The sequence below is a fragment of the Marinobacter sp. JSM 1782161 genome, from assembly GCF_011421605.1.
GTDB classification, from domain to species: Bacteria; Pseudomonadota; Gammaproteobacteria; order Pseudomonadales; family Oleiphilaceae; genus Marinobacter_A; species Marinobacter_A bohaiensis.
The window spans coordinates 67,817-90,306 of record NZ_WSSA01000006.1; the positions used below are offsets into that span (position 1 = coordinate 67,817).

20 protein-coding genes are annotated in these 22,490 nt (G+C 63.9%); 9 read left to right on the forward strand and 11 right to left on the reverse strand.

Annotated elements, in window-relative coordinates:
* Positions 1-8 precede the first annotated feature (8 nt).
* Entirely contained in the window at positions 9-2,474 is a 2,466-nt protein-coding gene (locus tag GQB00_RS20580; RefSeq protein ID WP_165857656.1) for a penicillin-binding protein 1A, read from the forward strand.
* Between the two features lie 75 nt (positions 2,475-2,549).
* On the opposite strand, the gene GQB00_RS20585 is transcribed toward GQB00_RS20580, so the two are convergent.
* Both GQB00_RS20585 and rpmE read right to left on the reverse strand, forming a co-directional pair.
* Positions 2,550-3,815 carry a malic enzyme-like NAD(P)-binding protein gene (locus GQB00_RS20585; protein ID WP_111498221.1) on the reverse strand — a complete coding sequence of 422 codons (1,266 nt, stop codon included), beginning with the start codon at positions 3,813-3,815 and terminating at the stop codon, positions 2,550-2,552.
* Between the two features lie 339 nt (positions 3,816-4,154).
* Entirely contained in the window at positions 4,155-4,373 is a 219-nt protein-coding gene (gene rpmE, locus GQB00_RS20590) for a 50S ribosomal protein L31 (protein WP_111498222.1), read from the reverse strand.
* A gap of 208 nt (positions 4,374-4,581) precedes the next feature.
* On the opposite strand from rpmE, the gene GQB00_RS20595 reads away from it, so the two are divergent.
* From GQB00_RS20595 to GQB00_RS20620, 6 genes are all read left to right on the forward strand, one after another.
* The gene (locus tag GQB00_RS20595; protein WP_165857657.1) at positions 4,582-6,753 is read left to right on the forward strand and encodes a primosomal protein N'; all 2,172 of its coding nucleotides are present in this window, start codon (positions 4,582-4,584) and stop codon (positions 6,751-6,753) included.
* A 109-nt stretch (positions 6,754-6,862) separates the two neighbouring features.
* Positions 6,863-8,548, forward strand: a complete 1,686-nt coding sequence (gene argS / locus GQB00_RS20600; protein ID WP_165857658.1) for an arginine--tRNA ligase — start codon at positions 6,863-6,865, stop codon at positions 8,546-8,548.
* 31 nt (positions 8,549-8,579) lie between these two features.
* A complete protein-coding gene (locus GQB00_RS20605) occupies positions 8,580-9,233 on the forward strand; it encodes an SPOR domain-containing protein (RefSeq protein ID WP_111498225.1) in 654 nt (217 codons plus the stop codon).
* A gap of 179 nt (positions 9,234-9,412) precedes the next feature.
* Entirely contained in the window at positions 9,413-9,943 is a 531-nt protein-coding gene (gene hslV, locus GQB00_RS20610; RefSeq protein ID WP_111498226.1) for an ATP-dependent protease subunit HslV, read from the forward strand.
* 11 nt (positions 9,944-9,954) lie between these two features.
* Positions 9,955-11,283: an ATP-dependent protease ATPase subunit HslU gene (hslU, locus tag GQB00_RS20615; protein WP_111498227.1), complete on the forward strand. Its 1,329-nt coding sequence runs from the start codon at positions 9,955-9,957 to the stop codon at positions 11,281-11,283.
* A gap of 62 nt (positions 11,284-11,345) precedes the next feature.
* The gene (locus GQB00_RS20620; RefSeq protein WP_165857659.1) at positions 11,346-11,735 is read left to right on the forward strand and encodes a gamma-butyrobetaine hydroxylase-like domain-containing protein; all 390 of its coding nucleotides are present in this window, start codon (positions 11,346-11,348) and stop codon (positions 11,733-11,735) included.
* A 3-nt stretch (positions 11,736-11,738) separates the two neighbouring features.
* Here GQB00_RS20620 and GQB00_RS20625 read toward each other — a convergent pair whose 3' ends face one another.
* From GQB00_RS20625 to GQB00_RS20635, 3 genes are all read right to left on the reverse strand, one after another.
* The gene (locus tag GQB00_RS20625) at positions 11,739-12,980 is read right to left on the reverse strand and encodes a patatin-like phospholipase family protein (protein ID WP_165857660.1); all 1,242 of its coding nucleotides are present in this window, start codon (positions 12,978-12,980) and stop codon (positions 11,739-11,741) included.
* Positions 12,981-13,089: 109 nt separating this feature from the next.
* Positions 13,090-15,411: a phosphoenolpyruvate--protein phosphotransferase gene (gene ptsP / locus GQB00_RS20630; protein ID WP_165857661.1), complete on the reverse strand. Its 2,322-nt coding sequence runs from the start codon at positions 15,409-15,411 to the stop codon at positions 13,090-13,092.
* Positions 15,412-15,417: 6 nt separating this feature from the next.
* Complete coding sequence (locus GQB00_RS20635; RefSeq protein ID WP_111498231.1) at positions 15,418-15,939, reverse strand: RNA pyrophosphohydrolase; 522 nt, start codon at positions 15,937-15,939, stop codon at positions 15,418-15,420.
* 247 nt (positions 15,940-16,186) lie between these two features.
* Here GQB00_RS20635 and GQB00_RS20640 point away from each other — a divergent pair, with 247 nt between their 5' ends.
* On the forward strand, positions 16,187-16,843 hold the full coding sequence (locus tag GQB00_RS20640) for an HAD family hydrolase (RefSeq protein ID WP_165857662.1): 657 nt from the start codon (positions 16,187-16,189) through the stop codon (positions 16,841-16,843).
* A 3-nt stretch (positions 16,844-16,846) separates the two neighbouring features.
* Positions 16,847-17,953 (forward strand): imelysin family protein, encoded by a 1,107-nt coding sequence (locus GQB00_RS20645; protein ID WP_165857663.1) that lies wholly within the window; start codon positions 16,847-16,849, stop codon positions 17,951-17,953.
* A 24-nt stretch (positions 17,954-17,977) separates the two neighbouring features.
* Here the strand turns inward: GQB00_RS20645 and GQB00_RS20650 are convergent, their stop codons facing one another.
* The 6 genes from GQB00_RS20650 to nudF form a co-directional block, all read right to left on the reverse strand.
* Complete coding sequence (locus tag GQB00_RS20650; protein WP_165857664.1) at positions 17,978-19,171, reverse strand: class I SAM-dependent rRNA methyltransferase; 1,194 nt, start codon at positions 19,169-19,171, stop codon at positions 17,978-17,980.
* Between the two features lie 109 nt (positions 19,172-19,280).
* Positions 19,281-19,673, reverse strand: a complete 393-nt coding sequence (gcvH, locus tag GQB00_RS20655; RefSeq protein ID WP_111498235.1) for a glycine cleavage system protein GcvH — start codon at positions 19,671-19,673, stop codon at positions 19,281-19,283.
* A gap of 75 nt (positions 19,674-19,748) precedes the next feature.
* Complete coding sequence (locus tag GQB00_RS20660) at positions 19,749-20,339, reverse strand: YqiA/YcfP family alpha/beta fold hydrolase (RefSeq protein ID WP_165857665.1); 591 nt, start codon at positions 20,337-20,339, stop codon at positions 19,749-19,751.
* A 47-nt stretch (positions 20,340-20,386) separates the two neighbouring features.
* Entirely contained in the window at positions 20,387-21,217 is an 831-nt protein-coding gene (cpdA, locus tag GQB00_RS20665) for a 3',5'-cyclic-AMP phosphodiesterase (RefSeq protein ID WP_165857666.1), read from the reverse strand.
* Between the two features lie 142 nt (positions 21,218-21,359).
* Entirely contained in the window at positions 21,360-21,848 is a 489-nt protein-coding gene (locus tag GQB00_RS20670; protein WP_111498238.1) for a DUF1249 domain-containing protein, read from the reverse strand.
* Positions 21,848-22,477 (reverse strand): ADP-ribose diphosphatase, encoded by a 630-nt coding sequence (gene nudF, locus GQB00_RS20675; RefSeq protein ID WP_165857667.1) that lies wholly within the window; start codon positions 22,475-22,477, stop codon positions 21,848-21,850. Before nudF ends, GQB00_RS20670 begins: the two co-directional genes overlap by 1 nt.
* Positions 22,478-22,490 lie beyond the last annotated feature (13 nt).

Sequence of the window (22,490 nt, forward strand, 5' to 3'; positions counted from 1 at the left end):
CAGAAAAAATGTCCCGAATGATCCGCTTTACTCGCGTCACCACATGGCTGTTTTTACTGGGTCTTTCCATAGGCGCCATGCTGCTTTCCAGCTTCTACCTTTATTTGAGGCCGGGATTACCGTCTGTGGACCAGCTGGTCGACATCCGACTCCAGACACCGCTTCGGGTCTATTCAAGCGACCACAGATTAATAGCAGAATTCGGTGAAAAGAGAAGGGCCCCGATCACAATCGAACAGATCCCTAAAACTCAGTTACATGCCTTCCTGGCGGCCGAAGATTCGCGATTCTACGAGCACGCCGGAGTCGACATCAAAGGCCTGGTGCGGGCTGCCGTGGAACTGGTGACCACCGGATCGATCCGTTCGGGGGGCAGTACCATCACGATGCAGGTTGCAAAAAATTACTTTTTGACACGTGATCGGACGTTTATTCGAAAGTTCAATGAGATATTGCTTGCCCTTCAGATAGAACGTGAACTTTCCAAACAGCAGATCCTGGAACTGTATCTGAACAAGATATATCTCGGGAATCGGGCATACGGCATCCAGGCCGCCTCCAACGTGTATTACGGCAAGCCGGTCGATCAGTTGGAAGTGGCACAGATGGCCATGCTGGCCGGCCTGCCCAAAGCGCCCTCCGCCTACAATCCGCTGGCCAATCCGGAACGCGCCCTGATCCGGCGCAACTGGATCCTCCAGCGCATGCACGAACTGGGCTTCATCTCCGATACGGAGTACAGTCAGGCCACCGACACCCCGGTGACCGCCAGCTACCATGGCGCTGAAACCGAACTCAAAGCCGACTACGTGGCCGAGATGGCGCGCTCGGAGATGGTCCGCCGCTTCGGCGATGACGCCTACACCGACGGCTACAAGGTCTACCTGACCATCGACAGCGACAAGCAGGCCGCCGCCAGCAATGCCCTGCAGGCCGGCCTGGAAAGCTTCGACCACCGCCACGGCTATCGTGGCCCGCTTGGCACCGCCGACGAGGACACGCTGGAGAGTGGCGAGTTCGACAAACTCCTGGGCAACTACCCATCCTACGATGCCCTGCAGCCGGTAGTGGTCACCGCCCTGAATGATGATTCCGCAACGGTCTACGCTCAGTCGCTGGGGCAGACGGACATGCCGTTCGACACCATGACCTGGGCCCGCGAGTACCGCAATCAGGATCGTCGAGGTCCGGCACCGAAGAAACCCGCCGACGTCCTCAAGGTGGGCGACATCGTCTACGCCAAGACCATCACCCCAGCACCGTCCGGCGACAACGACGCCAATCCATCAGACAATGGCGAGACCTCCACGCCGGTCACGCCAAAAATGGCCCTGTCGCAACTGCCCGACGTCCAGGGCGCACTGATATCCCTGGACGCCCAGAACGGAGGCATTCTGGCCCTGTCCGGCGGTTACAGCTACCAGGAGTCCAAGTACAACCGGGCCATCCAGGCGCGCCGCCAGCCCGGCTCCAACTTCAAGCCGTTCCTCTATCTGGCCGCCCTGGAGAAAGGCAAGACGGCCGCGACGGTCATCAATGACGCGCCCATCGTTCTCAACGACACCAACATGGACACCTCCTGGCGTCCGGAAAACTCCGGCAGCCGCTTTGCCGGCCCCACGCGCCTGCGCAAGGCGCTGTACCAGTCGCGCAACCTGGTCTCGATCCGTCTGCTGCGCTCGATCGGCATCGACTACACCATCGACTACCTCAACCAGTTGAAATTCGACACGTCCAACCTGCCCCACGACCTGACCCTGGCGCTGGGCAGCGGGACCTTCTCGCCCATGGACGTCGCCCGCGGATTCGCGGTCATCGCCAACGGCGGCTATGACGTTGCCCCCTACCTGATCGACCGGATCGAAGACAGCCGGGGCCACATCGTTTACGCCGCGCCCAGTGTCATCCAGTGTGACGACAACTGCGCCGAGATCGCCGACCAGTCGCCCACGCCGGAAGTAGGCTTTCCCGCCATACGCACCGCACCGCGCCTGGCTGACCAGCGGGCGGTGTACATCATGCATTCGATCCTGCGCGACGTTATCAAACGCGGCACCGGCCGGCGCGCCCTGGCCCTGAACCGGGACGACATCGCTGGCAAGACCGGCACCACCAACGAGCAGCGCGACGCCTGGTTCTCCGGCTTCAACCACCGCATCGCGACCACCGCCTACGTCGGTTTCGACACGCCGGAACCCATGGGGCGCGGTGAATACGGCGCCGTCGCCGCCCTGCCCGTGTGGCTCGACTACATGAAAGTCGCGCTCAAGGACACGCCTTCGGAGTTCATGCCCCGCCCGAACGGCATCGTGACGGTCAAGATTGATCCGGAAACCGGTGAACGCGCCGCCCCGGGCAACACCAACGCGGTATTCGAACTGTTCCGGGAAGAGAACGTCCCCGAGCAGCAGGCCAGCGAAACCATTCGCAACGACGCCAACGGCGATACGGTCCTGCCCCAGGAGCTGTTCTGACTTAGGGAAGGGAAACTCCGGGCATAAAAAAACCCGCCAGCGATCTGGCGGGTTTTTTTGTGGCTGCCGGCAGCCTTACTTGATGTCGTCCAGAGACTTCAGCGGGTAATGGGCCGGGTAGGCGTGACGCGCCACACCCGAGTCTACCGCCGCCTGGGCTACCGCCGCCGGAACGAACTCCAGCAGACGCACATCCATCGGCTTGGGAATGATGTACTCCTTGCCGAACTCGAAGCTGTCCACACCGTAAGCCTCGCAGATCTCCGCCGGCACCGGCTCCTTGGCCAGTTTCTGGATGGCATGAACCGCCGCCACCTTCATTTCCTCGTTGATGGCGGTGGCTCGAACGTCCAGCGCGCCCCGGAAAATGAACGGGAAGCCAAGCACATTGTTGACCTGGTTCGGGTAGTCCGAGCGGCCGGTGGCCATGATCAGGTCATCACGGGTCGCCAGGGCGACTTCCGGGCTGATCTCGGGATCCGGGTTGGAACAGGCAAACACGATTGGGTTGGGCGCCATCTTCTTGAGCTGCTCGGCGCTGAGCAGATCCGGACCGGAGACACCCAGGAACACGTCGGCGCCATCGATAGCGTCATCCAGGGTGCGTCTGTCGGTCTCGTTGGCGAACATCGCCTTGTACTGGTTGAGATCGTCGCGACCGGCGTGAATCACGCCCTTGCGGTCCAGCATGAAGATATTCTCGGAACGGATGCCGCAGCTGATCAGCAGCTTCATGCAGGCAATGGCCGCCGCACCGGCGCCCAGACAGACCACCTTGGCCTCTTCCGGCGTCTTGCCCTGCAGTTCCAGCGCATTGAGCATGCCGGCGGCGGTGACGATCGCGGTGCCGTGCTGGTCGTCGTGGAAGATCGGCACGTTGCACTGCTCTTTCAGGGCACGCTCAATCTCGAAGCATTCCGGCGCCTTGATGTCTTCCAGGTTGATGCCACCGAAGGTATCCGCGATGCGGGCAACGGTTTCGATGAACGCTTGCGGACTCTCGGAATCCACCTCGATGTCGAACACGTCGATGCCGGCAAAACGCTTGAACAGGACGCCCTTGCCTTCCATGACCGGCTTGCTCGCCAGAGGCCCGAGGTTGCCCAGCCCCAGAATGGCGGAACCGTCGGAGATGACCGCCACCAGGTTGCCCTTGGCGGTGTACTTGTAGGCGTTCTCGGGGTCCTTCGCAATCTCGCGAACCGGCTCAGCCACGCCCGGGCTGTAGGCCAGGGAGAGATCGCGGGATGTCCGGGTCGGCTTGGTGATTTCGACGCTCAGCTTACCCGGACGCGGGTTGGCGTGATAATCGAGGGCCGCTGTTTTCAGATCTTGAGACATTGCCACTGTTCCGTTTGTCACGTTTAAAAGAGTGGAGATACGTTATTGCCGTCGAAGACGTAACCTGCTTTATAAGGTTTTTTCCATTATACCGCCGCATCGCACGGCGGAAACTTCGACTTTATTCTCGCTTTATTTTAGCCCCGCCAGCGCTGACGGGAGCGCGACATTATGGCTCGCCTACCCAGAGCAAACAAGGGCTCCTGAACAATTACTGAACAGCTCGAAGTCGCTTGAATAGCGTGGAACAAAAAAACAGCCAGGCACAAAAAAAGGCGCCCGAAGGCGCCTTTTTCGCAGTGACCGACCACCCTGAGGAGACCGGCTGCAATGAACGGATCAGCTGCCTTTCTTGATACGGCCGCCGAAACGCTTCTGGAAACGGTCGATACGACCCGCGGTGTCCATCACCTTCTGCTTACCGGTGAAGAACGGGTGACACTGGGAGCAAACGTCCAGCTGCATGTCACGACCGATGGTGGAACGGGTCTTGATGACATTACCGCAGCTGCAGGTCGCGGTGATGTCTTCGTACTTGGGGTGGATACCTTCTCTCATGAGAAAAACCTCGCTAGGTCATGCCGCCACCTGATCTTTTGCCAGGCACCGCATTATAAAGTAAACGCCTTGACAGGAGGGCCCCTGCCAAAATCAGACGGCGAACTATAGCAGAACTGCACCGTTTCGCAATAGATGAGGCTGTAGCAAGCTTCCCCTATACTGCGCCACTGATCCCCGAATTCAGGACCAACTGCATGGAGTCTCTGTGAGCCAAACGGCACGCATTGCGCTGTCGCGCCCCCTGCGCCGGCTATTCGACTATCTTGTCCCGGACGGCATGACCGTAACACCCGGACAACGGGTCCGGGTACCCTTCGGGCGTCAGAGCCTGGTCGGCATTGTCGTGGAAACCGGCGTCGAACCGCCGGCCCATATTGCGCTGAAGCCGATAGCGCAGGTCCTGGAAGACTGGCCCGTCCTGCCGGAGGAAACCCGCCAGTTGCTGGAATGGGCCGCCGCCTACTACCAGCATCCACTGGGTGAGTGCCTGTTCATGGGCCTGCCACCGGCGTTGCGCCGCGGCCGGCCGGCCGAGATTCCCCAGGAAAAAGCCTGGCAAGCGCCGCCTTCGGCGGATGCCGGCGACCTGCCGACCCAGGCCCGGCGGCAGAAGGAACTGCTGGAATGGCTGCGGCACCAACCCACAGCGGCCAGTGAACGCAGCATCCGCGACGCTGGCTTTACCAGCGCCCAGATCAAGGGGCTCGCCGAACGCGGACTGATCGAACCGGCCTCCCCCGGCACACAGCGTACGGACGACGGAAACCTGGACACGCTGCCGGACCTGACGCCAGCGCAACAGACCGCCTTCGACCAACTGCCCCGTGCCGGCGACGGCTTCAACGCCACCCTGCTCTACGGCATCACGGGCAGCGGCAAGACCGAACTCTATCTTCATTATTTACAGGCGTACCTGCCGAATGACCGCCAGGCGCTGGTGCTGGTACCGGAAATCAACCTGACACCGCAGACCGTGCGCCGTTTCACCCGCTACTTCGGCGCACGCATCGCGGTCTGGCACTCGGCCCTGAACGACAGCGAGCGTCTGAAAACCTGGCTGCGCATCCGCCGCGGCGAGCCGGTCATCGTCATCGGCACACGCTCCGCGGTGACGCTGCCCTTTACAGATCTGGGCGCCGTCGTCGTCGACGAGGAACACGACACCTCGTTCAAACAGGGCGAAGGCTTTCGCTATTCGGGCCGGGACCTGGCGGTGCTGCGGGCCCACCGCAACGACTGCCCGGTGATCCTCGGCTCGGCCACGCCTTCGATCGAGAGCTACCACAACGCCCAGTCCGGCAAATACCGACTGGTCAAGCTCGAGGAACGGGTCGGCGACGCCCGACCTCCGGCCATGCGACTGCTCGACATACGTAGCCGCCCGCTGGAGGGCGGCCTGTCGCCCCGAGCGCTGCAGACCATCGGCGAACGGATCGAACGTGGCGAGCAGGTGCTGGTGTACGTGAACCGGCGCGGCTTCGCCCCGGTCATGATGTGCTTCGATTGCGGCCACCTCAGCGAATGCCCACGCTGCGACTCCAAGCTCACCTATCATCGCCGCGACCGCGCCCTGCGCTGCCACCACTGCGATTTCCAGACCGCCGCGCCCGACACCTGCCCGGAATGCCAAAGCGAGGCCTACAAGCCCATCGGCCAGGGCACCGAGCGCACCGAGGACGTGCTACAGGCCAGCTTCCCGGACACACCGGTGATTCGCGTCGACCGGGACAGCACCCGCACCCGGGGCAGCATCGACCGCATCCTCGAAACCGTGAACAGCGGCGAGCCCTGCATCCTGGTGGGCACCCAGATGCTGGCCAAGGGGCACGATTTCCCCAACGTCTCCCTGGTGGTGGTGGTCAACGCCGACGGCGGGCTCTTCAGCGTCGACTTCCGTGCCCCGGAGCAGTTGGTCCAGACCCTGTTGCAGGTGAGCGGGCGCGCCGGGCGCGGGCGCATTCCCGGCTCCGTCCTGATCCAGACCTGCCACAGCGAGCACCCGCTGCTGAACCAGTTGTGCGGCGGCGACTACCTCGCCATGGCGGACCACATCCTGACCGAGCGCGCCAGCGTGCAGATGCCCCCCTACCGCGCCATGGCCCTGCTGCGGGCCGAGGCGCCCACCATGGAGCAGAGCCTGGCGCTGCTCGACAACGCCAAGGCGCGACTACCGGCCGACACCCTGGAGGTCTGGGGGCCACTGCCGGCCGTCATCGCCCGCCGCGCCGACCGCCACCGGGCCCAACTGATCCTGCTCAGCGAGCGCAAGGCGCCCCTGCAACAGGCCCTGTCGCAACTGTGCATGACGCTGGAGGCCGAGAAACAGCCCGCGTCGCTCAAGTGGCAGGTGGACGTGGACCCGCTGGAAACCGGGTAACGGTATGCCGCATTGAGAAAGGAGGGGCTTTCCGCGATAATACGCGATCCCCGAAAAGTCGGGCGCGTGCGCCCATCAATGCTCCGATCCGACAGAGTCATCTGCCAGCATGAAAGATACGGTAACCCAGCTACTCGAAGCCGCCATTTCGGCGCTCCAGGCCGACGGCATTCTGCCCGAGGACCAGACCTTTACGCCCAATGTCGACAACACCCGCGACAAGGCCCACGGTGACTTCGCCACCAACGTCGCCCTGGCCACCGCAAAGGCCGCTGGAAAACCGCCGCGACAGCTGGCGGAAGCCCTGATCGAGCGCCTGCCGGAAAGCGCCGCCGTCACCAAGGTGGACATCGCCGGCCCCGGGTTCATCAACTTCTTCATGAGCGACGCCAGCAGCTTCGACGTGGTACGCACCATCATCGAGGCCGGCGCGCAGTATGGTCGCAACGACAGTGGCCAGGGCGAATCGGTGCAGATCGAGTTCGTCTCCGCCAACCCAACCGGGCCGCTACACGTGGGCCACGGCCGTGGTGCCGCCATTGGCGACTGCCTGGCGCGGCTGCTGGAGGCCAACGGCTATAACGTCTCCCGCGAGTTCTACTACAACGACGCCGGTGCCCAGATCGACAACCTGGCGCTGTCCGTCCAGGCCCGCACCAAGGGCATGACGCCGGAAGACGACGGCTGGCCCGCCGACGGTTACCGCGGTGATTACATCGTCGACGTGGCCAAGGCCTACCTGGCCGGCGATACCGTCACCGCCGACGACCGCGAAGTCACCGCCAAGGCGGACGCCGACGACCTGGACGCCATCAAGGCGTTCGCCGTCGCCTACCTGCGCCACGAGCAGGACCTGGACCTGAAAGCCTTCGGCGTGGCTTTCGACGTCTTCTTCCTGGAATCCTCCCTGTACACGGAAGGCAAGGTCGAGGCGACGGTCAAGGCGCTGACCGACAACGGTTTCACCTACGAGCAGGACGGCGCCACCTGGCTGCGCACCACCGAGTTCGGCGACGACAAGGACCGGGTGATGCGCAAGTCCGAGGGCGGCTACACCTACTTCCTGCCGGACGTGGCCTACCACCTGGACAAATGGCAGCGCGGCTTCACCACCGTGATCAACGAACAGGGCGCCGACCACCACTCCACCGTGACCCGGGTGCGGGCCGGCCTGCAGGCCCTGCAGAAAGGCATCCCCGAAGGCTGGCCGGACTATGTGCTGCACCAGATGGTGCTGGTCACCCGCTCCGGCGTTGAAGTGAAACTGTCCAAGCGCGCCGGCAGCTACGTCACTCTGCGCGACCTGATCGACGAAGTGGGCCGTGATGCCACCCGTTTCTTCCTGGCCGCGCGGCGCGTCGATTCGCAGTTGACCTTCGATATCGATCTGGCGCGCTCCCAGACCAATGAAAACCCGGTCTACTACATCCAGTATGCCCATGCGCGGATCTGCAGCGTGCTGCGCAAACTGGCCGCCGAAGGCGTCACGCCGGACCCGCAGGCCCTGGCCGGCAACCTGGACGGGCTCACCCTGGAGGAAGAGCGCGACCTGGCCAACCGCCTGGCCCAATATCCGGAGCTGATCGCCAACGCCGCCGTGCAGCGTGAGCCGCATCACCTGACGCACTACCTGCGCGACCTGGCCGGCCAGTTCCACACCTACTACAACGCGCACAAGGTTCTGGTGGAAGACACCGCGATTCGCGACGCCCGCGTGGCCCTGTGCCTCGCGGTCAAGCAGGTTTTGGTCAACGGCCTGGACCTGATCGGTGTCAGCGCCCCGGAAGAGATGTAACCGCAGAGCAGACTGAGCGCGAGGCCCATCGATGTCCCGTGATTACGCCAAGAAGTCCCGCTCCGGCGGGGCGGCGACGTCCACCCCCAGCAGCGGCAAAAAGGCCAAACCCGCCAAGCGAGCCCCGGCCAAGCGCAAGAGTGCACCGCCCAAGCAGTCCGGCGGCCTGTCCCTGCGCTGGATTCTGTCCCTGGCACTGGTGGGCGGCTTCATCGGCTTTATCGCCTACCTGAACTCGCTGCCAACGCCGGCACAGCAGGCCGCGCAGAGTGAAGCGGCCCAACCCGCCCCGAAACCGGCCCAGCCGGAATCGGCCAAGCCCGGGAGCGGCACAACGGAGCAGAAGCAGTCATTCGAGTTCTACGAAATGCTGCCGGAATCCGAAGTGGTGCCGCCCAAGGTGGAAGCCTACGATCCCGGCCCCGCCCCGGCTGAGCGCAAATACCGCTATCTGGTCCAGACCGGCTCTTTCCGTGGCGAGAAGGACGCCGAACGCCAACGCGCCCAGATCGCCTTCCAGGGCCTGCACGCCAGCATCGAAGAAGTGCACCTGGACAGCGGCAGCATCTGGTACCGGGTGAACGTCGGCCCCTTCGAAAACCGCAGCAAGATGAACAGCGCCGTCGACAAGCTCGTCAGCATCAACATCGAGCCCTTGGTGCGCAAAGTCCCGAAAGAAGGCTGACCAGTCGACACCGTGCCGGGCAACCCCGGCACGGCTTTTCCGCCCTCTCCCCGCCTCCGCTCGCATTGCCAAAATGTCACCCGGGCCCGATCGGGCCAAACCCTTGAAATCGGCGCCTTCACTGCCATATCTAAGACAATCTGATTTCCCCAACGAGCTCACCCGTATTTGGAGCAGGTATGACAACGATTCTTTCCGTTCGCCGTGGTGATGAAGTTGCCATGGGCGGCGATGGCCAGGTTTCCCTCGGCAACACCGTCATGAAGGGCAATGCCCGGAAGGTCCGGCGCCTGTACAACAACAAGGTGCTGGCCGGTTTTGCCGGCGGTACGGCGGATGCCTTCACCCTGTTCGAACGCTTCGAGGCGCAGCTGGAAAAACACCAGGGCAACCTGACCCGGGCGGCGGTGGAACTGGCCAAGGACTGGCGCACGGACCGGGCACTGCGACGACTCGAAGCCCTGCTCGCCGTGGCCGACGAAACCGCCTCGCTGATCATCACCGGCAATGGCGACGTGATCGAACCGGAACAGGGCCTGATCGCCATCGGCAGCGGGGGCCCGTTTGCCCAGTCCGCAGCCCGGGCCTTGCTGGAAAATACCGAACTGAACGCCGAAGACATCGTGGAGAAGGGCCTGGATATCGCGGCCGACATCTGCATCTACACCAACCACAACCGCACCCTCGAAGTGCTGTCCGGCAAAGACTGATTGGAGTTCCCATGTCTGGAATGACCCCACGCGAAATCGTACACGAACTCAACAAACACATTGTCGGCCAGGAAGAGGCCAAGCGGGCCGTCGCCGTGGCCCTGCGCAACCGCTGGCGCCGCATGCAGCTGGAACCGGCCCTGCGTGACGAAATCACGCCCAAGAACATCCTGATGATCGGTCCCACCGGTGTGGGCAAGACCGAAATCGCCCGCCGCCTGGCCAAGCTGGCCGACGCGCCGTTCATCAAGGTGGAAGCCACCAAGTTCACCGAAGTGGGCTATGTGGGCCGCGACGTGGAATCCATCGTTCGCGACCTGGCGGACATGGCGGTCAAAATGCTGCGCGAGAAAGAGATCAAGCGTAACGAGCATCGCGCCATGGACGCCGCCGAGGAACGCATCCTAGATGCCCTGCTGCCGCCGGCTCGCAGTTTCGAGGAGAACAGCCAACGCTCTGAAGACTCTTCCACCCGCCAGCTTTTCCGCAAGAAGCTGCGCGAAGGCCAGCTGGACGACAAAGAGATCGAAATCGAGCTGCAGAACAGCGGCGCGGGCGTGGAAATCATGGCGCCTCCGGGTATGGAGGAAATGACCAACCAGCTGCAGAACATGTTTTCCAACATGTCCAAGGACCGCAAGAAGACCCGCAAGATCAAGGTCGCCGATGCACTGGTCCGGGTCCGCGAGGAAGAAGCGGCCAAGCTGGTGAACGAGGAAGAGATCAAGCAGAAAGCCATCGAAGTGGTCGAGCAGAACGGCATCGTCTTCGTCGACGAGATTGACAAGGTGGCCAAGCGCTCGGAAACCGGTTCCGCGGACGTGTCCCGCGAGGGCGTGCAGCGCGACCTGCTGCCGCTGATCGAGGGCAGCACCGTGAGCACCAAGTTCGGCATGGTGCGCACCGACCACATCCTGTTCATCGCCTCCGGCGCCTTCCACCTGTCCAAACCGTCGGACCTGATCCCGGAGCTGCAGGGCCGCCTGCCCATCCGCGTGGAGCTGCAGGCCCTGACGCCGGAAGACTTCAAGCGCATCCTGACCGAACCGGATGCCTCCCTGGTGCAGCAGTACGAGGCCCTGATGGAAACAGAAGGCCTCAAGCTGAACTTCACCGAAGACGCCATCGAGCGCCTGGCCCAGGTCTCCTGGAAGGTCAACGAGAGCACCGAGAACATCGGCGCCCGCCGTCTGCACACCGTACTGGAGCGCCTGCTGGAAAGCGTTTCCTTCGATGCCGGCGACGGCGTGACCGGCGACTTTGAGGTGACCGCCGCCTACGTGGACGAAAAGCTCGGCGACCTGTCCGAAGACGAAGACCTGAGCCGCTATATCCTGTAACGGCCTCGCCGGGGCGAGACGTCAGTCGCGCCCCGGCCCTTTCACGGGCCACTGGAGACCTTATGACCACCTCCACCCCTCGCCCCACCGACATCCGGATCCGCCGTCAGAGCCGCATCCTCCAGCTCAGCTACGCCAACGGCGCCGTTCACGAGCTCCCGTTTGAGCTGTTGCGGGTTTACTCCCCGTCGGCCGAAGTGCGGGGCCACGGCGCAGGACCGGGCACCCTGCAGACCAGCAAGCGGAACGTGCTGGTCACCGGCGCCGAGATGGTGGGCAACTACGCGCTCAAGCTGAGCTTCGACGACGGCCACGACTCGGGCCTGTTCAGCTGGGCTTATCTGGAGGAGCTGGGCGAACAGAAAGCCCGCTTCTGGCAGGACTATCTCGACCGGCTGGAGCGGGAAGGTGGCTCCCGCGACCCGGCCAACGTCTCGGGCTGGACGCCCTGACCCTTACAGCGCCTTCTGCAGGATATCGCTGACGTTATCCAGCCCCGAGGACAACCGGTCCCGGGCGGAACGGCGGTTCTTCTTCGCCACGTACACCGGCAGCAACTCCCCGTAGAGACTGGTACTGATGGTGCGCTGATCGTCTTCCAGGCGATCACGGCGCAGCTCGATGCCGTAGGGCGCGAGAACCGACTCGATCTGGTCCGCACGGGCCAACAGATCACGCCGGGTCATCTGGTAGGCGTGCTCGCACACCATCCGCCGGGACTGGAAGCTGAACACGTTGGAGAAGAACAGTTTGGCGTCGTCCCGGGTGGGCTCGAACAGCAGGATGTCCTTGTCCGGGTATTCCCGGGCGTACTGGGCAATGCCGGACTGCATTCGCGAATACACCATGGTGCGGAACGTCTGCGCCAGCACGTTGGGCATGCCCGAGCGGGTCAACACACCGGGTTGCATGGTACCCGCCCGCACCGCCGCGCTGGCGTCGATGGGCACCTGGGGATTGATCGCCAGCACCAGATCCGCACCGTCCTCGAACGCCACCGAGGCGTGCAGCCCCTTGCGCAGCGTGCCATCCACGTAATAGCGGCCGTCGATCTGAACCGGCACGTAGAGACCCGGCGACGCGGTGCTGGCCTGGATGGCCCGGGAAATCGGCACGTGGTCGAAGCCCGGCGCGCCGAAACACACCGCTTCGGTACTTTCCACATCCGCCGCGACAATATAGAGACTGCGCCGCAGCTGGCGGAAATCATTGGTCCGCCCGAGCATGCTGAAGGCGCGGGCCAGGTAATCGTGCAGCCCTTCGTTGTCGAACAGCCCGGCCGGTGCCGCCTGAGCCAGGATGGTCATGGCCTCCAGGAAACTCTGGTCGTAGGGGTTACGCACGAAACGGCCCAGGGCGCTGGCCACCAGCCCGGGCACCGCCAGCAGGCGGTTGCCGATTTCCCGGAACGCCGGCCGATAGAAAACCTCCGGATGGAAGGGGTGCACCTCCGACTCGTTCTTCACGAAAATCCGGCACAGCTGGGCGGTGGTCATCTGGTTGGCGAGATTGGCGGACACGAACGAGCCGGCATTCACCCCGACGTAGACATCCAGATCGTTGAAGTTGATGCCGTCGAGGGCTTCATCCAGCGCCCGCAATGCACCAATCTCATAAATGCCCCCCAGCGGACCGCCGCCGCCAAGCGCCAGGCCGATGCGAGGTTTCTGTTTGATGTCTGTCTGAGTGGCCGCCATAGAACTCCGCGCGTTGCTGGGCGACAGGAACCGTGCCGCCGCCTGTTGGATCAGGATGCGTCCAAGCTAACAGTCTCGCCTAGAGTAAACACCCTAGTCGGGCAGCCAATCAGGCCCCTCGCGACTGCCGCACCTGACTGGGTGCCGCCGCCTCGGGCAACGCCCGCCCGGGCCGAAGGTAGCGGCCAAAACCGGCATTGCGCAGCGCCAGGTCAACGCAGCTCTTGATGACATGGGGGGAGTCCAGCTCCAGCACGTCTTCCAGCAACTGACGGGCCCAGGCTGAATCGATGCTGCGGATCACGGATTTCACCTTGGGCAGGCTGGCGGCGTTCATCGACAGGGCGTCATAGCCCATGGCCATGCACAGTGCGGCACCGCCGGGGTCTCCCGCCAATTCGCCGCAGATACTCACCGGCGTGCCGACCGCATGGGCATCGTCAACGATCCGCAACAGCGCCTGCAGCACCGCCGGGTGGAACGAATGGTAGAGCGAGGCCACCCGAGGGTTGTTGCGATCCACCGCCAACAGGTACTGGGTCAGGTCGTTGGAGCCCACGGACAGGAAATCGACCCGGTTGGACAGCTCACGGATCTGGTACACCGCCGCCGGCACCTCGATCATCACCCCTACCTTGGGCATCTGGATGTCGTAGCCCTCTTCGCGCACCTCGTGGTAGACGCGATAGATCAGGTGCAGGGACTCCTCCACCTCGGAAATATTGCTGATCATGGGCAGCATGATGCGCAGGTTATTGAGTCCTTCGCTGGCCTTGAGCATCGCGCGCACCTGCACCAGGAAGATTTCCGGGTGATCCAGGGTCACCCGGATCCCGCGCCAGCCCAGGAACGGGTTCTCTTCGCTGATGGGGAAATAGGTCAGCGCCTTGTCACCGCCGATATCCAGTGTGCGCATGGTGACTTCATTGGGCGCGAAGGCCTCAAGCTGCTCGCGATAGTATTCCCGCTGCTCCTGCTCCGACGGGAAGCGCTCGTTGATCATGAACGGCACTTCGGTCCGGTACAGGCCAATGCCTTCGGCACCGTGGCTGAGCGAGCGCACCACGTCGGTCATCAGGCCGGTGTTCACCAGCAGCGACACCCGTACGCCGTCGGTGGTGACACAGGGTTTGTCACGCAGCTCCTCGAGGCCACGGAACAGGGCCGCTTCCTCGTCGCAGATCTCCTGGTAGAAGGAGCGCAGGTCGGCGGAGGGCGAGGCGTAGATCTGCCCCTCGAAGCCGTCGACGATCAGGTCGCGCCCGTCCAGTTGGTTGACCGGCATGTCGATCATGCCCATCACCGTGGGCACCCCCATGGCCCGCGCCAGGATGGCCACGTGGGAGTTGCTGGAGCCACGCACCGACACCAACCCCACGAGCTGCCCGCGGGGCACCTCACCCAGCATCGCCGGAGTCAGCTCGTCGGAGACCAGCACGGTTTGCTCGGGGTAGGCCACATCCTGCGGGCCACCTTCCTGCAGATGCGACAGCAGGCGCCGGCCCAGGTCGCGGATATCCACGGCGCGCTCACGCAGGTAGAGATCCCCCATCATCTCGAAGTGGCGCACGTACTGCTGCACCACCTGCTTGAGGGCGCCCTGGGCCCAGTGGCCTTCCGCAATGCGGTGCATGACCTCTCCGGGCAGCGCGTTGTCGTCCAGCATCCGCAGGTAGACCTCGAACAGGGCCTGCTCCTCCGGTCGCAACTGCGGCGCCAGGCGCTCCGCCACCAACTGGATATCCTCGCGCACCGCGCTGACGGCATGGCGGAACAGCTCCTCCTCGGCGGCGACGTCTTCGACGGTCTTGTCCGGCACCGCGTCCAGGTCGGCCGGGGGATAGACCACCACGCCCTTGCCGATCGCCACGCCAGGCGCCCCGGCCACCCCTTTAAAGCTGACGTCCTGGGCTTCCTGACCGGTCAGCGACAGCCCGCTGATGGCGCCGGTGGCCTCACTGTGAGCGATGACGCCGGCCAACTGGGCGGAAATGGTGACCAGGAAGGCTTCCTCGCCCTCGTCGAAACAGCGCGAGCTCTCGCGCTGCTGCACGACCAGCACGCCGAGCACACGGCGGTGGTGGATAATGGGCACACCGAGGAAAGAGCGGAAACGTTCTTCACCGGTTTCGGGGAAATAGCGGTAGCGCGGGTGGGCGGTGGCGTCTTCCAGGTTGATGGGCTCCTCCCGGGAGCCCACCAGGCCGATCAGCCCCTCGGAATGCGCCAGGCTGACGTGCCCCACTGCCTTCTTGTAGAGGCCCTCGGTGGCCATCAGGATATACCGGTTGGAATCCGGATCCAGCAGGTACACCGAGCAGACTTCCGTGTTCATGGCACGCTGCACGCGGGAGACGATGATATCCAGGGCTTCCTGAAGATCCCGGGCACCATTGACTTCCTGAACGATCGTTCGCAGCGTGCTCAACATACGCAGTTAATCCGTCCTGTCCGTGAACGCCGACCTTCCCTGCCAGCGCTCCATATTGTGGAATAATCGAGGGGCCAGCTCCCGCAGGGCCCGCCGATAAACCTCCCGCTTGAAGGAAACGACCTGACCGAGCGGGTACCAGTAACTCACCCACTCCCAGCCGTCGAATTCCGGCGAGTCTGTCCGGTCGACGCAGACGTGGGCGTCGGGTGACACTAACCGCAGCAGGAACCATTTCTGTTTTTGCCCGATACAGACCGGGTGCGAATGATGGCGAACCATTCGCCGGGGTAGACGGTATCTCAGCCAGCCTCGTGTGCAGCTGATGATTTCCACATCCTGCTGCACCAGTCCGACTTCTTCGCCCAGCTCACGATACAGCGCTTCCTCTGGCGTTTCGTTGCTGTTGATCCCGCCCTGGGGAAACTGCCATGCGTCCTGCCCGATCCGTCTTGCCCAGAGCACTTCACCCCGATCATTGGCCAGAATGATTCCGACGTTGGGTCTGAAGCCGTCGGAGTCGATCACTTTATTGTCCTGTAATGTTGTCAGCAGCGGCTCGTTCGTCCTCTCGCGGCGCCCTGTATTGCCCGCTCACGGCGCCTGCCCGGACGGACAACGAGAAACCGCAATTTGCCTAAGTTGCCTTCATTCTTGCAGAAAGCGTACCGGCGGGCAAACCAGACCCTATGCCGCCGGCCATGCTAGAATCCGCCTCCCGGACTCGCCATCGACGGGTCCCGAATGCCTCAGTTTTCGGAAAGGACAGCGAACAGTGACCCTGGCAATCTTCGATCTCGACAACACCCTGATCCGGGGCGACAGCGACCACGCCTGGGGCGACTTCCTCGTCAATGAGGGCGTCGTCGACGCGACGGTCTACGAAAAGGCCAATGACCAGTTCTACCAGGACTACCTCAACGGCGACCTGGACATCCGGCGCTACCTGGAGTTCTCTCTCGAGCCGCTGACCCGGCACGATCTGGACACGCTCGACACCCTGCGTCAGCGGTTTGTCGAGACGCGGGTGCGGCCGATGCTGCTGAACGCCGCCTTCGACCTGCTGGAAAAGCACCGGCGCCAGGGGCACTTCCTGCTGATCATCACCGCCACCAACCGCTTCGTCACCCAGCCCATCGCCGACCTGCTGGGCGTGGACGACCTGATCGCCACCGAACCGGAAATGGTCAACGGCGTCTACACCGGCGGTGTGGCCGGCGTCCCCAGCTTCCAGGACGGCAAGGTCACGCGGCTGGCGGAGTGGCTCGACGCTCAGGGCCGCAGTGCCGGCGACGCCTGGTTCTACAGTGACTCCCATAACGATGTGCCACTGCTGGAGCAGGTCGCCCACCCGGTCGCGGTGGACCCCGATCCCAAGCTCGGCGCCCTGGCCAAAGACCGCGACTGGCCGATCATCACGCTGCGGGACTGATCCATGATGCCAAGGATGGGTAAAAGCGCCCTGCCCTGCCTGCTCGGCGCGCTGCTGTTGGCCGCCGGCTGCTCCAAGCAGGAGCCGGCTGGCGAGCGGGAAGCGTCGGCACCGATGGAGCACGCGACCCGCGTCCCCGACGGACTCCGGAAACAGGTCCGGCTGCTCGCCCGGCAGACCTGTGACACCACCGCCGCGCTGACCGGCGCCAGCCAGGCTTTCGTCGATGCACCGGACGTCGCCAAGCTGGAAACAGCACGGCAGCACTGGCAAACGGCGCACGCCCGCTATCAATCGCTGGCGTTCGGCTATCGCCTGGCGGGCCTGGCCATGCCGCAGGAAAAGAATGACCGGGACCCCATCGATGCCCACCCGCAGTTGCCCGGCTACCTTGACCAGGTCCCCGGCTACCCCCACAGCGGCCTTGCCTACTCCGAAGTGCCGCTGACACCGGCCCACCTGCGCAAGGAACACCAGTCCATTGACTTCTATTACCTGACGCTGGGATTCCACCCGCTGGAAGCCCTGCTCTGGCCCGCGGGGGAGAGCGATCCCCAGGCAACGGTGGAACGATTTACCGGCAGCACGGCACCGGAAAGCGATGAGGTGGTCGATGCGCCGGCCCGGCGCCAGGCCTTGCTGCGCGTCATCGCGGGGGAACTCAAGCGGGATGCCAGCGCGCTATGCAGCACCGGCAATGAAGCCTATCTGGTGACAGGCCTGGCGCCGCTACTGGAAGATCCACGCCGGTTTATGGCGTCGCTTGACGAAGCGCTGGGTGCCACCCTGGGGACTGCGCTGGACGCACTGATCTCAAACCCCGACGCCGAAGACCGCAACGGCATGCCGCTTTTGCACAGCCCCCAGGCCGGGACGGATATCACGGAGTATCGTCGCCTGATCGCCGACATCCGCCAGCAGTGGCTGCCGATGGGCCTGCCCAACAGCGAGGTCCGCGCGCCCATCGACCAGGCGTTGGACGAGCTGGCGACGCGGCTGGAAGCCATCGATCCGATGCAGCGCCCCCTGGATACCGAGGCGCTGACGGCCGCCCGGCAACAACTCGACAGAGTCAGCCAGCGCCTGAGCGCGGGCGGAGACGCTGGCTAGTGTCCCGCCCGCTGGCTCGCCGGATCAAAGAAACCCGGTCAGCGACCGCACAAAGCAGCTCTTGATGTAGTCGGTTTCCGGAATGCCCGGGATGACCGGATGATCCGGCGCCTGATGGCCCTGCTCGAGCAATTGCACGAACCGGTCGATGCGCCGGCCGCTGCCGCGAATGATGTCCACCAGCCGTTCGCCCGACAGGTGCATGGAACAGGATGCGGACACCAGCAGCCCGTCCCGGGACAACAACCGCAGGCCCAGCTGGTTGAGCCGGGCGTAGGCCTGCTCACCGGCTTTCTGGTCACGACGCCGCGGGATCAGCGCTGGCGGGTCCAGCACCACCACATCGTATTTTTCCTTCTGGTCGCACAGCTCCTTGAGCACTGCGAAGGCGTCCCCTTCCAGCGTGTCCACGTTCTGCAAGCCGTTGAGTCCGGCGTTTTCACGCACGGCGGACAACGCCTGCGCGGAGCTGTCCACGCAGGTCACCGAGCTGGCCCCGGCCGCGGCCGCCTGCACGCCCCAACCGCCGACATAGCTGAACACGTCCAGCACCCGCTTGCCCGGCGCGTAAGCCTGCAAACGCTGGCGGTTCATGCGGTGGTCGTAGAACCAGCCGGTCTTCTGCCCGCCGGCCAGCGGCGCCAGGAACTTGACCCCGTTCTCCTCCACCTCGAGCTGTTCGGGCAACTCGCCCAGGGCAGCCGTGACGTAGCTGTCGAGCCCTTCCACCTGGCGCATCTTGCCGTCGTTCTTGAACACGATGCAGCGCGGGTGCACCAGCTTCTGTATGGCGCGCACCAGCGAGTCGCGCAGGGTTTCCATGCCGGCGGTGGAGACCTGCACCACCACCACGTCGCCGAACCGGTCGATCACCAGACCGGACAGGCCGTCCCCGTCGCCGAACACCCAGCGGTAGAACGGACGTTCAAACAGCCGCTCGCGGATCGACAGCGCGGTCTCCAGCCGCTCCGTCAGCCGCTGTGGCGTCATGCCCTGATCCGGGTTGCGACTGATCAGGCGACCACAGATCAGTGCGTGGGGATTGACGAAAATCGTGCCCAACGGCTTACCGTTGGCCGCCATCAGACAGGCCTGCGTCCCCGCCTCGAAGCCGGTCAGCGGCGTGCGCCGGGTATCGACTTCATTACTGTAGATCCAGAGATGACCGGCGCGAACACGGCGCTCGGCCCCCTTGCGAAGATAAAGCTGGGGAAACATAAACAGACCATTTAAGAGAGGGGAAAGGCGGGAATTATACGGGGCCCGGCCAGGGACAGGAAAGCAGGCGGGCCGTCACCAGACGATCTGGCCGACCCCGCCGAATCGGTTACTCGGTGTCGGCGATCAGCTCACCGTAGGCGTCGGCCTCCATCAGGCCATCGAGCTCGCCTTCGTCCTTCAGGCGCACCCGGAACAGCCAGCCTTCACCATAGGGATCTTCGTTGAGCAGCTCCGGCGCTTCTTCCAGGGACTCGTTGATTCCGATCACCTCGCCGCTGACCGGGCTGAACACGTCGGACGCGGATTTCACCGATTCCGCCACGCCGGCCTCTTCGCCGCCGTTGACCTGGGCGCCCACTTCCGGCAGTTCCACGAAAACCACGTCACCCAGCTGGTCCTGGGCGAAGTCGGTGATGCCCACCGTCGCCGTGCCGTCGGCCGCCACGCGGACCCACTGGTGCGTTTCGATGTACTTCAGGTCCGCAGGGATCTGACTCATGGTTGCATGTCCTTTGAGGGAATTTTGTGCCAGTTTACCTCAATCCATACGGCTCAAAGAACCGCACATCGGGCTTCAGAAGCTTCCCATGCCCAAAAAAGCGAGGGCCGCGGGCAATACCCGGGGGAAATCCTGGAAGCGATGGTCACCGCCAGGCTGGATCCACTGGCTGGCGCCGGTATAGCGGGTCACCGCCTCCCGGAACTCGAGGGTCTCGTCGCCGGTTTGCAGCAACACCAGGAACCGCTCCGGGTGCGCCAGTGGACCCGGATCCATGTCACTGAGCTGGTGCATGTGCGTCTCGGTGACTTCGAAGCGTTCACCGGTGTACAGATTCTCCTGCACGCCGAGGTAGCCCCGCAGCAGCCGGTAAGGCGCCACGGCCGGATTGACCAGGACCGCGGGGAGACCGCTGCGCGCGGCCACCACGGTCGCGTAATAGCCACCCAGCGAGCTGCCCATCAGCCCCACCGGGCGATCACCGGCCTCATCCACCAGCGACGTCACCCGGGCGACCGCCTCGTCGGGGGCAAAACCGAGTTCGGGCGTCACCAGCTCCACCGGCACGTCACGCGCCGCCAGCCACTCGCGCAGCTCGGTGACTTTCTGGGACTGCGGCGAACTCCGGAAACCGTGCAGGTAGATCAGACGGGGCTGTTGGGACATAAGGCTCTCAATCGTAACGACGCTCAGCGACGCCGGTTAGCGGGACATCAGTAACCGTGGCTATCACGCTCGATGTTGTATTGGTAGTCGGTCGTACGGCGCACATGGGAGACCAGCCCGCCGTCGGGATAGAGTTCGAGCCAGCGATAACCGGGCGCCCTGTCGTCCAGGGAGAAGTCGGTGGATCCGGGCTCGAACTGGATGCAGGTGGACGGCGTGGCCATCAGGCGCATACCGTCACGCCGGTCGTCCCACTCCTGGTGGACATGCCCCCACAGCAACCCGCGCACCTGGGCATGGCCGGCAATGGCGACCCGCAGCTCGGCGCGGTTGACCAGACCAATCCGCTCCATCCAGGGGCAACCGATGTCTACCGGGTGATGATGGAAAACCACCAACGTCGGGGTGTCGGGAGCGTCGTCCAGGCAGTCGCGCAGAAAAGCCAGCTCCTGCGGTGCGATCTCGCCATGCACTTGGCCGGGCACCGACGAGTCGAGACACACGATCTGCCAGCCGCCCGCCATGATCCGGCGCTGGGCGGCGTCCGTGCCGGCGATCACCTTTGCCATCACCGCGGCATCGTCGTGGTTGCCGGCCATCCAGATGACCGGGCAGGCAAACCGCGCCATGATCGCCTGGAACTGGCGATACGATCCCTCACTGCCGTCCTGCGAGATATCGCCGCTGGCCAGCACCAGGTCAGGCGCGTCCTCTGCACGGTCGATCAGGTCCAGTACCGCCTGCAGGCTTTCGCTGGTCTTCATGCCCAGCAGGACGCCATCGGGGTCGTCCATCAGGTGCGGATCCGTCACCTGCAGGACACGCAGCGGCGCGCCGGCAGGACGTTCTGTTAACGAAGGCGTGAATGGGGTGTGCATGACAGGGCCGCAACTCCAGGACGGATCTGATCCATAACGGTACACAATTTCGATTGTGTATACAGTAACCGATCCACCGCGGATTTTCCTGAAAACCTGTCACATTCGACGGGAGATCAACGCCCTGACGTGAATGGCGCTGTCAGTCGGCGACCGGCCAGGCAATGCGCCCGGCGGGGACGTGCCCGAAACGCAGGCAGAACGCCAGCCAGTCCGCCAGGAAGGCGTTGACCTGGGTTTTCTCGTCCGGGTGATGCATGAACCGGTTGGGGTAGTCGTTGATCGCCTCGATCCGGTTGTAGCGGTAGCAGCTGATGACTTCCGCCAGTCCGGCGTCGTGGTAGACCCGGACCGTCAGGTGCGGGTTGTTGAGCCAGCGGCCGGCGTTGTGGATTTGCTCCAGCAGCAGGGTCTCGGTAAAGCGCGACTGCTGCAGCTGCTCGATACGCACACGTCCGAAATAGGCATCGCCGTCACGCAACTCGAACTCCGCCACGTCCGGATGTTCCTCCGCCAACAGGCGCAGGCGCCGGATGCGGCCGTAGTTGGCCTCGCAAAGCGCCCCGAAACGCCGGAGGTCCGGCACATAGGCCTTCTTGCGCTGTAATGTCGTGCCGGTGTCCTGAGCCATCAGCTCCACTCTTCCTTCAGTCGGTTGCGCTGCATGGCCAGCCATTGCAGCGCGATGATCGCGGCGGCGTTATTGATCCGTCCATCCGCTATCATACGCAAAGCATCCTCCGCCGCCATTACATGTGCGCGAATATCTTCGTTCTCTTCGGCGAGCCCGTACAGGCCGCCGGCGCCCTCGGTACTGACGTGTCCGCAGTACAGTGACACCATCTCGGTCGTCCCACCCGGTGACACCAGATACTGGCAGATTTTCTCCAGACGCCGGAAGGTCAGACCGGCTTCCTCATCGGCCTCGCGGTGGGCCACATCCTCCGGCGTTTCCCCCGGCTCGTTCATACCAGCCACCAGTTCCAGCAGCCACGGCGACTGATCGCGCCACAGAGCCCCGGGCCGGAACTGCTCCAGCAGCACGACCTCGTCGCGCACCGGGTCATACGGCAGCACGCAGGTGGCATCGCCGCGCAGAAACAGCTCACGCTCGAACGCCCCGGTCTCACCGCCGGCGAACAGGGCGTGGCTCAGGTGCAGCCGCTCCATGCGGAAAAAGCCCTGGAAGACGGTCTCGCGCTTGTCGATGCGAACGTCATCCTGGGAGAACTGGAAGGGTTTGCGGGTCGTCTCGGACATGAGCCTGCCTGTT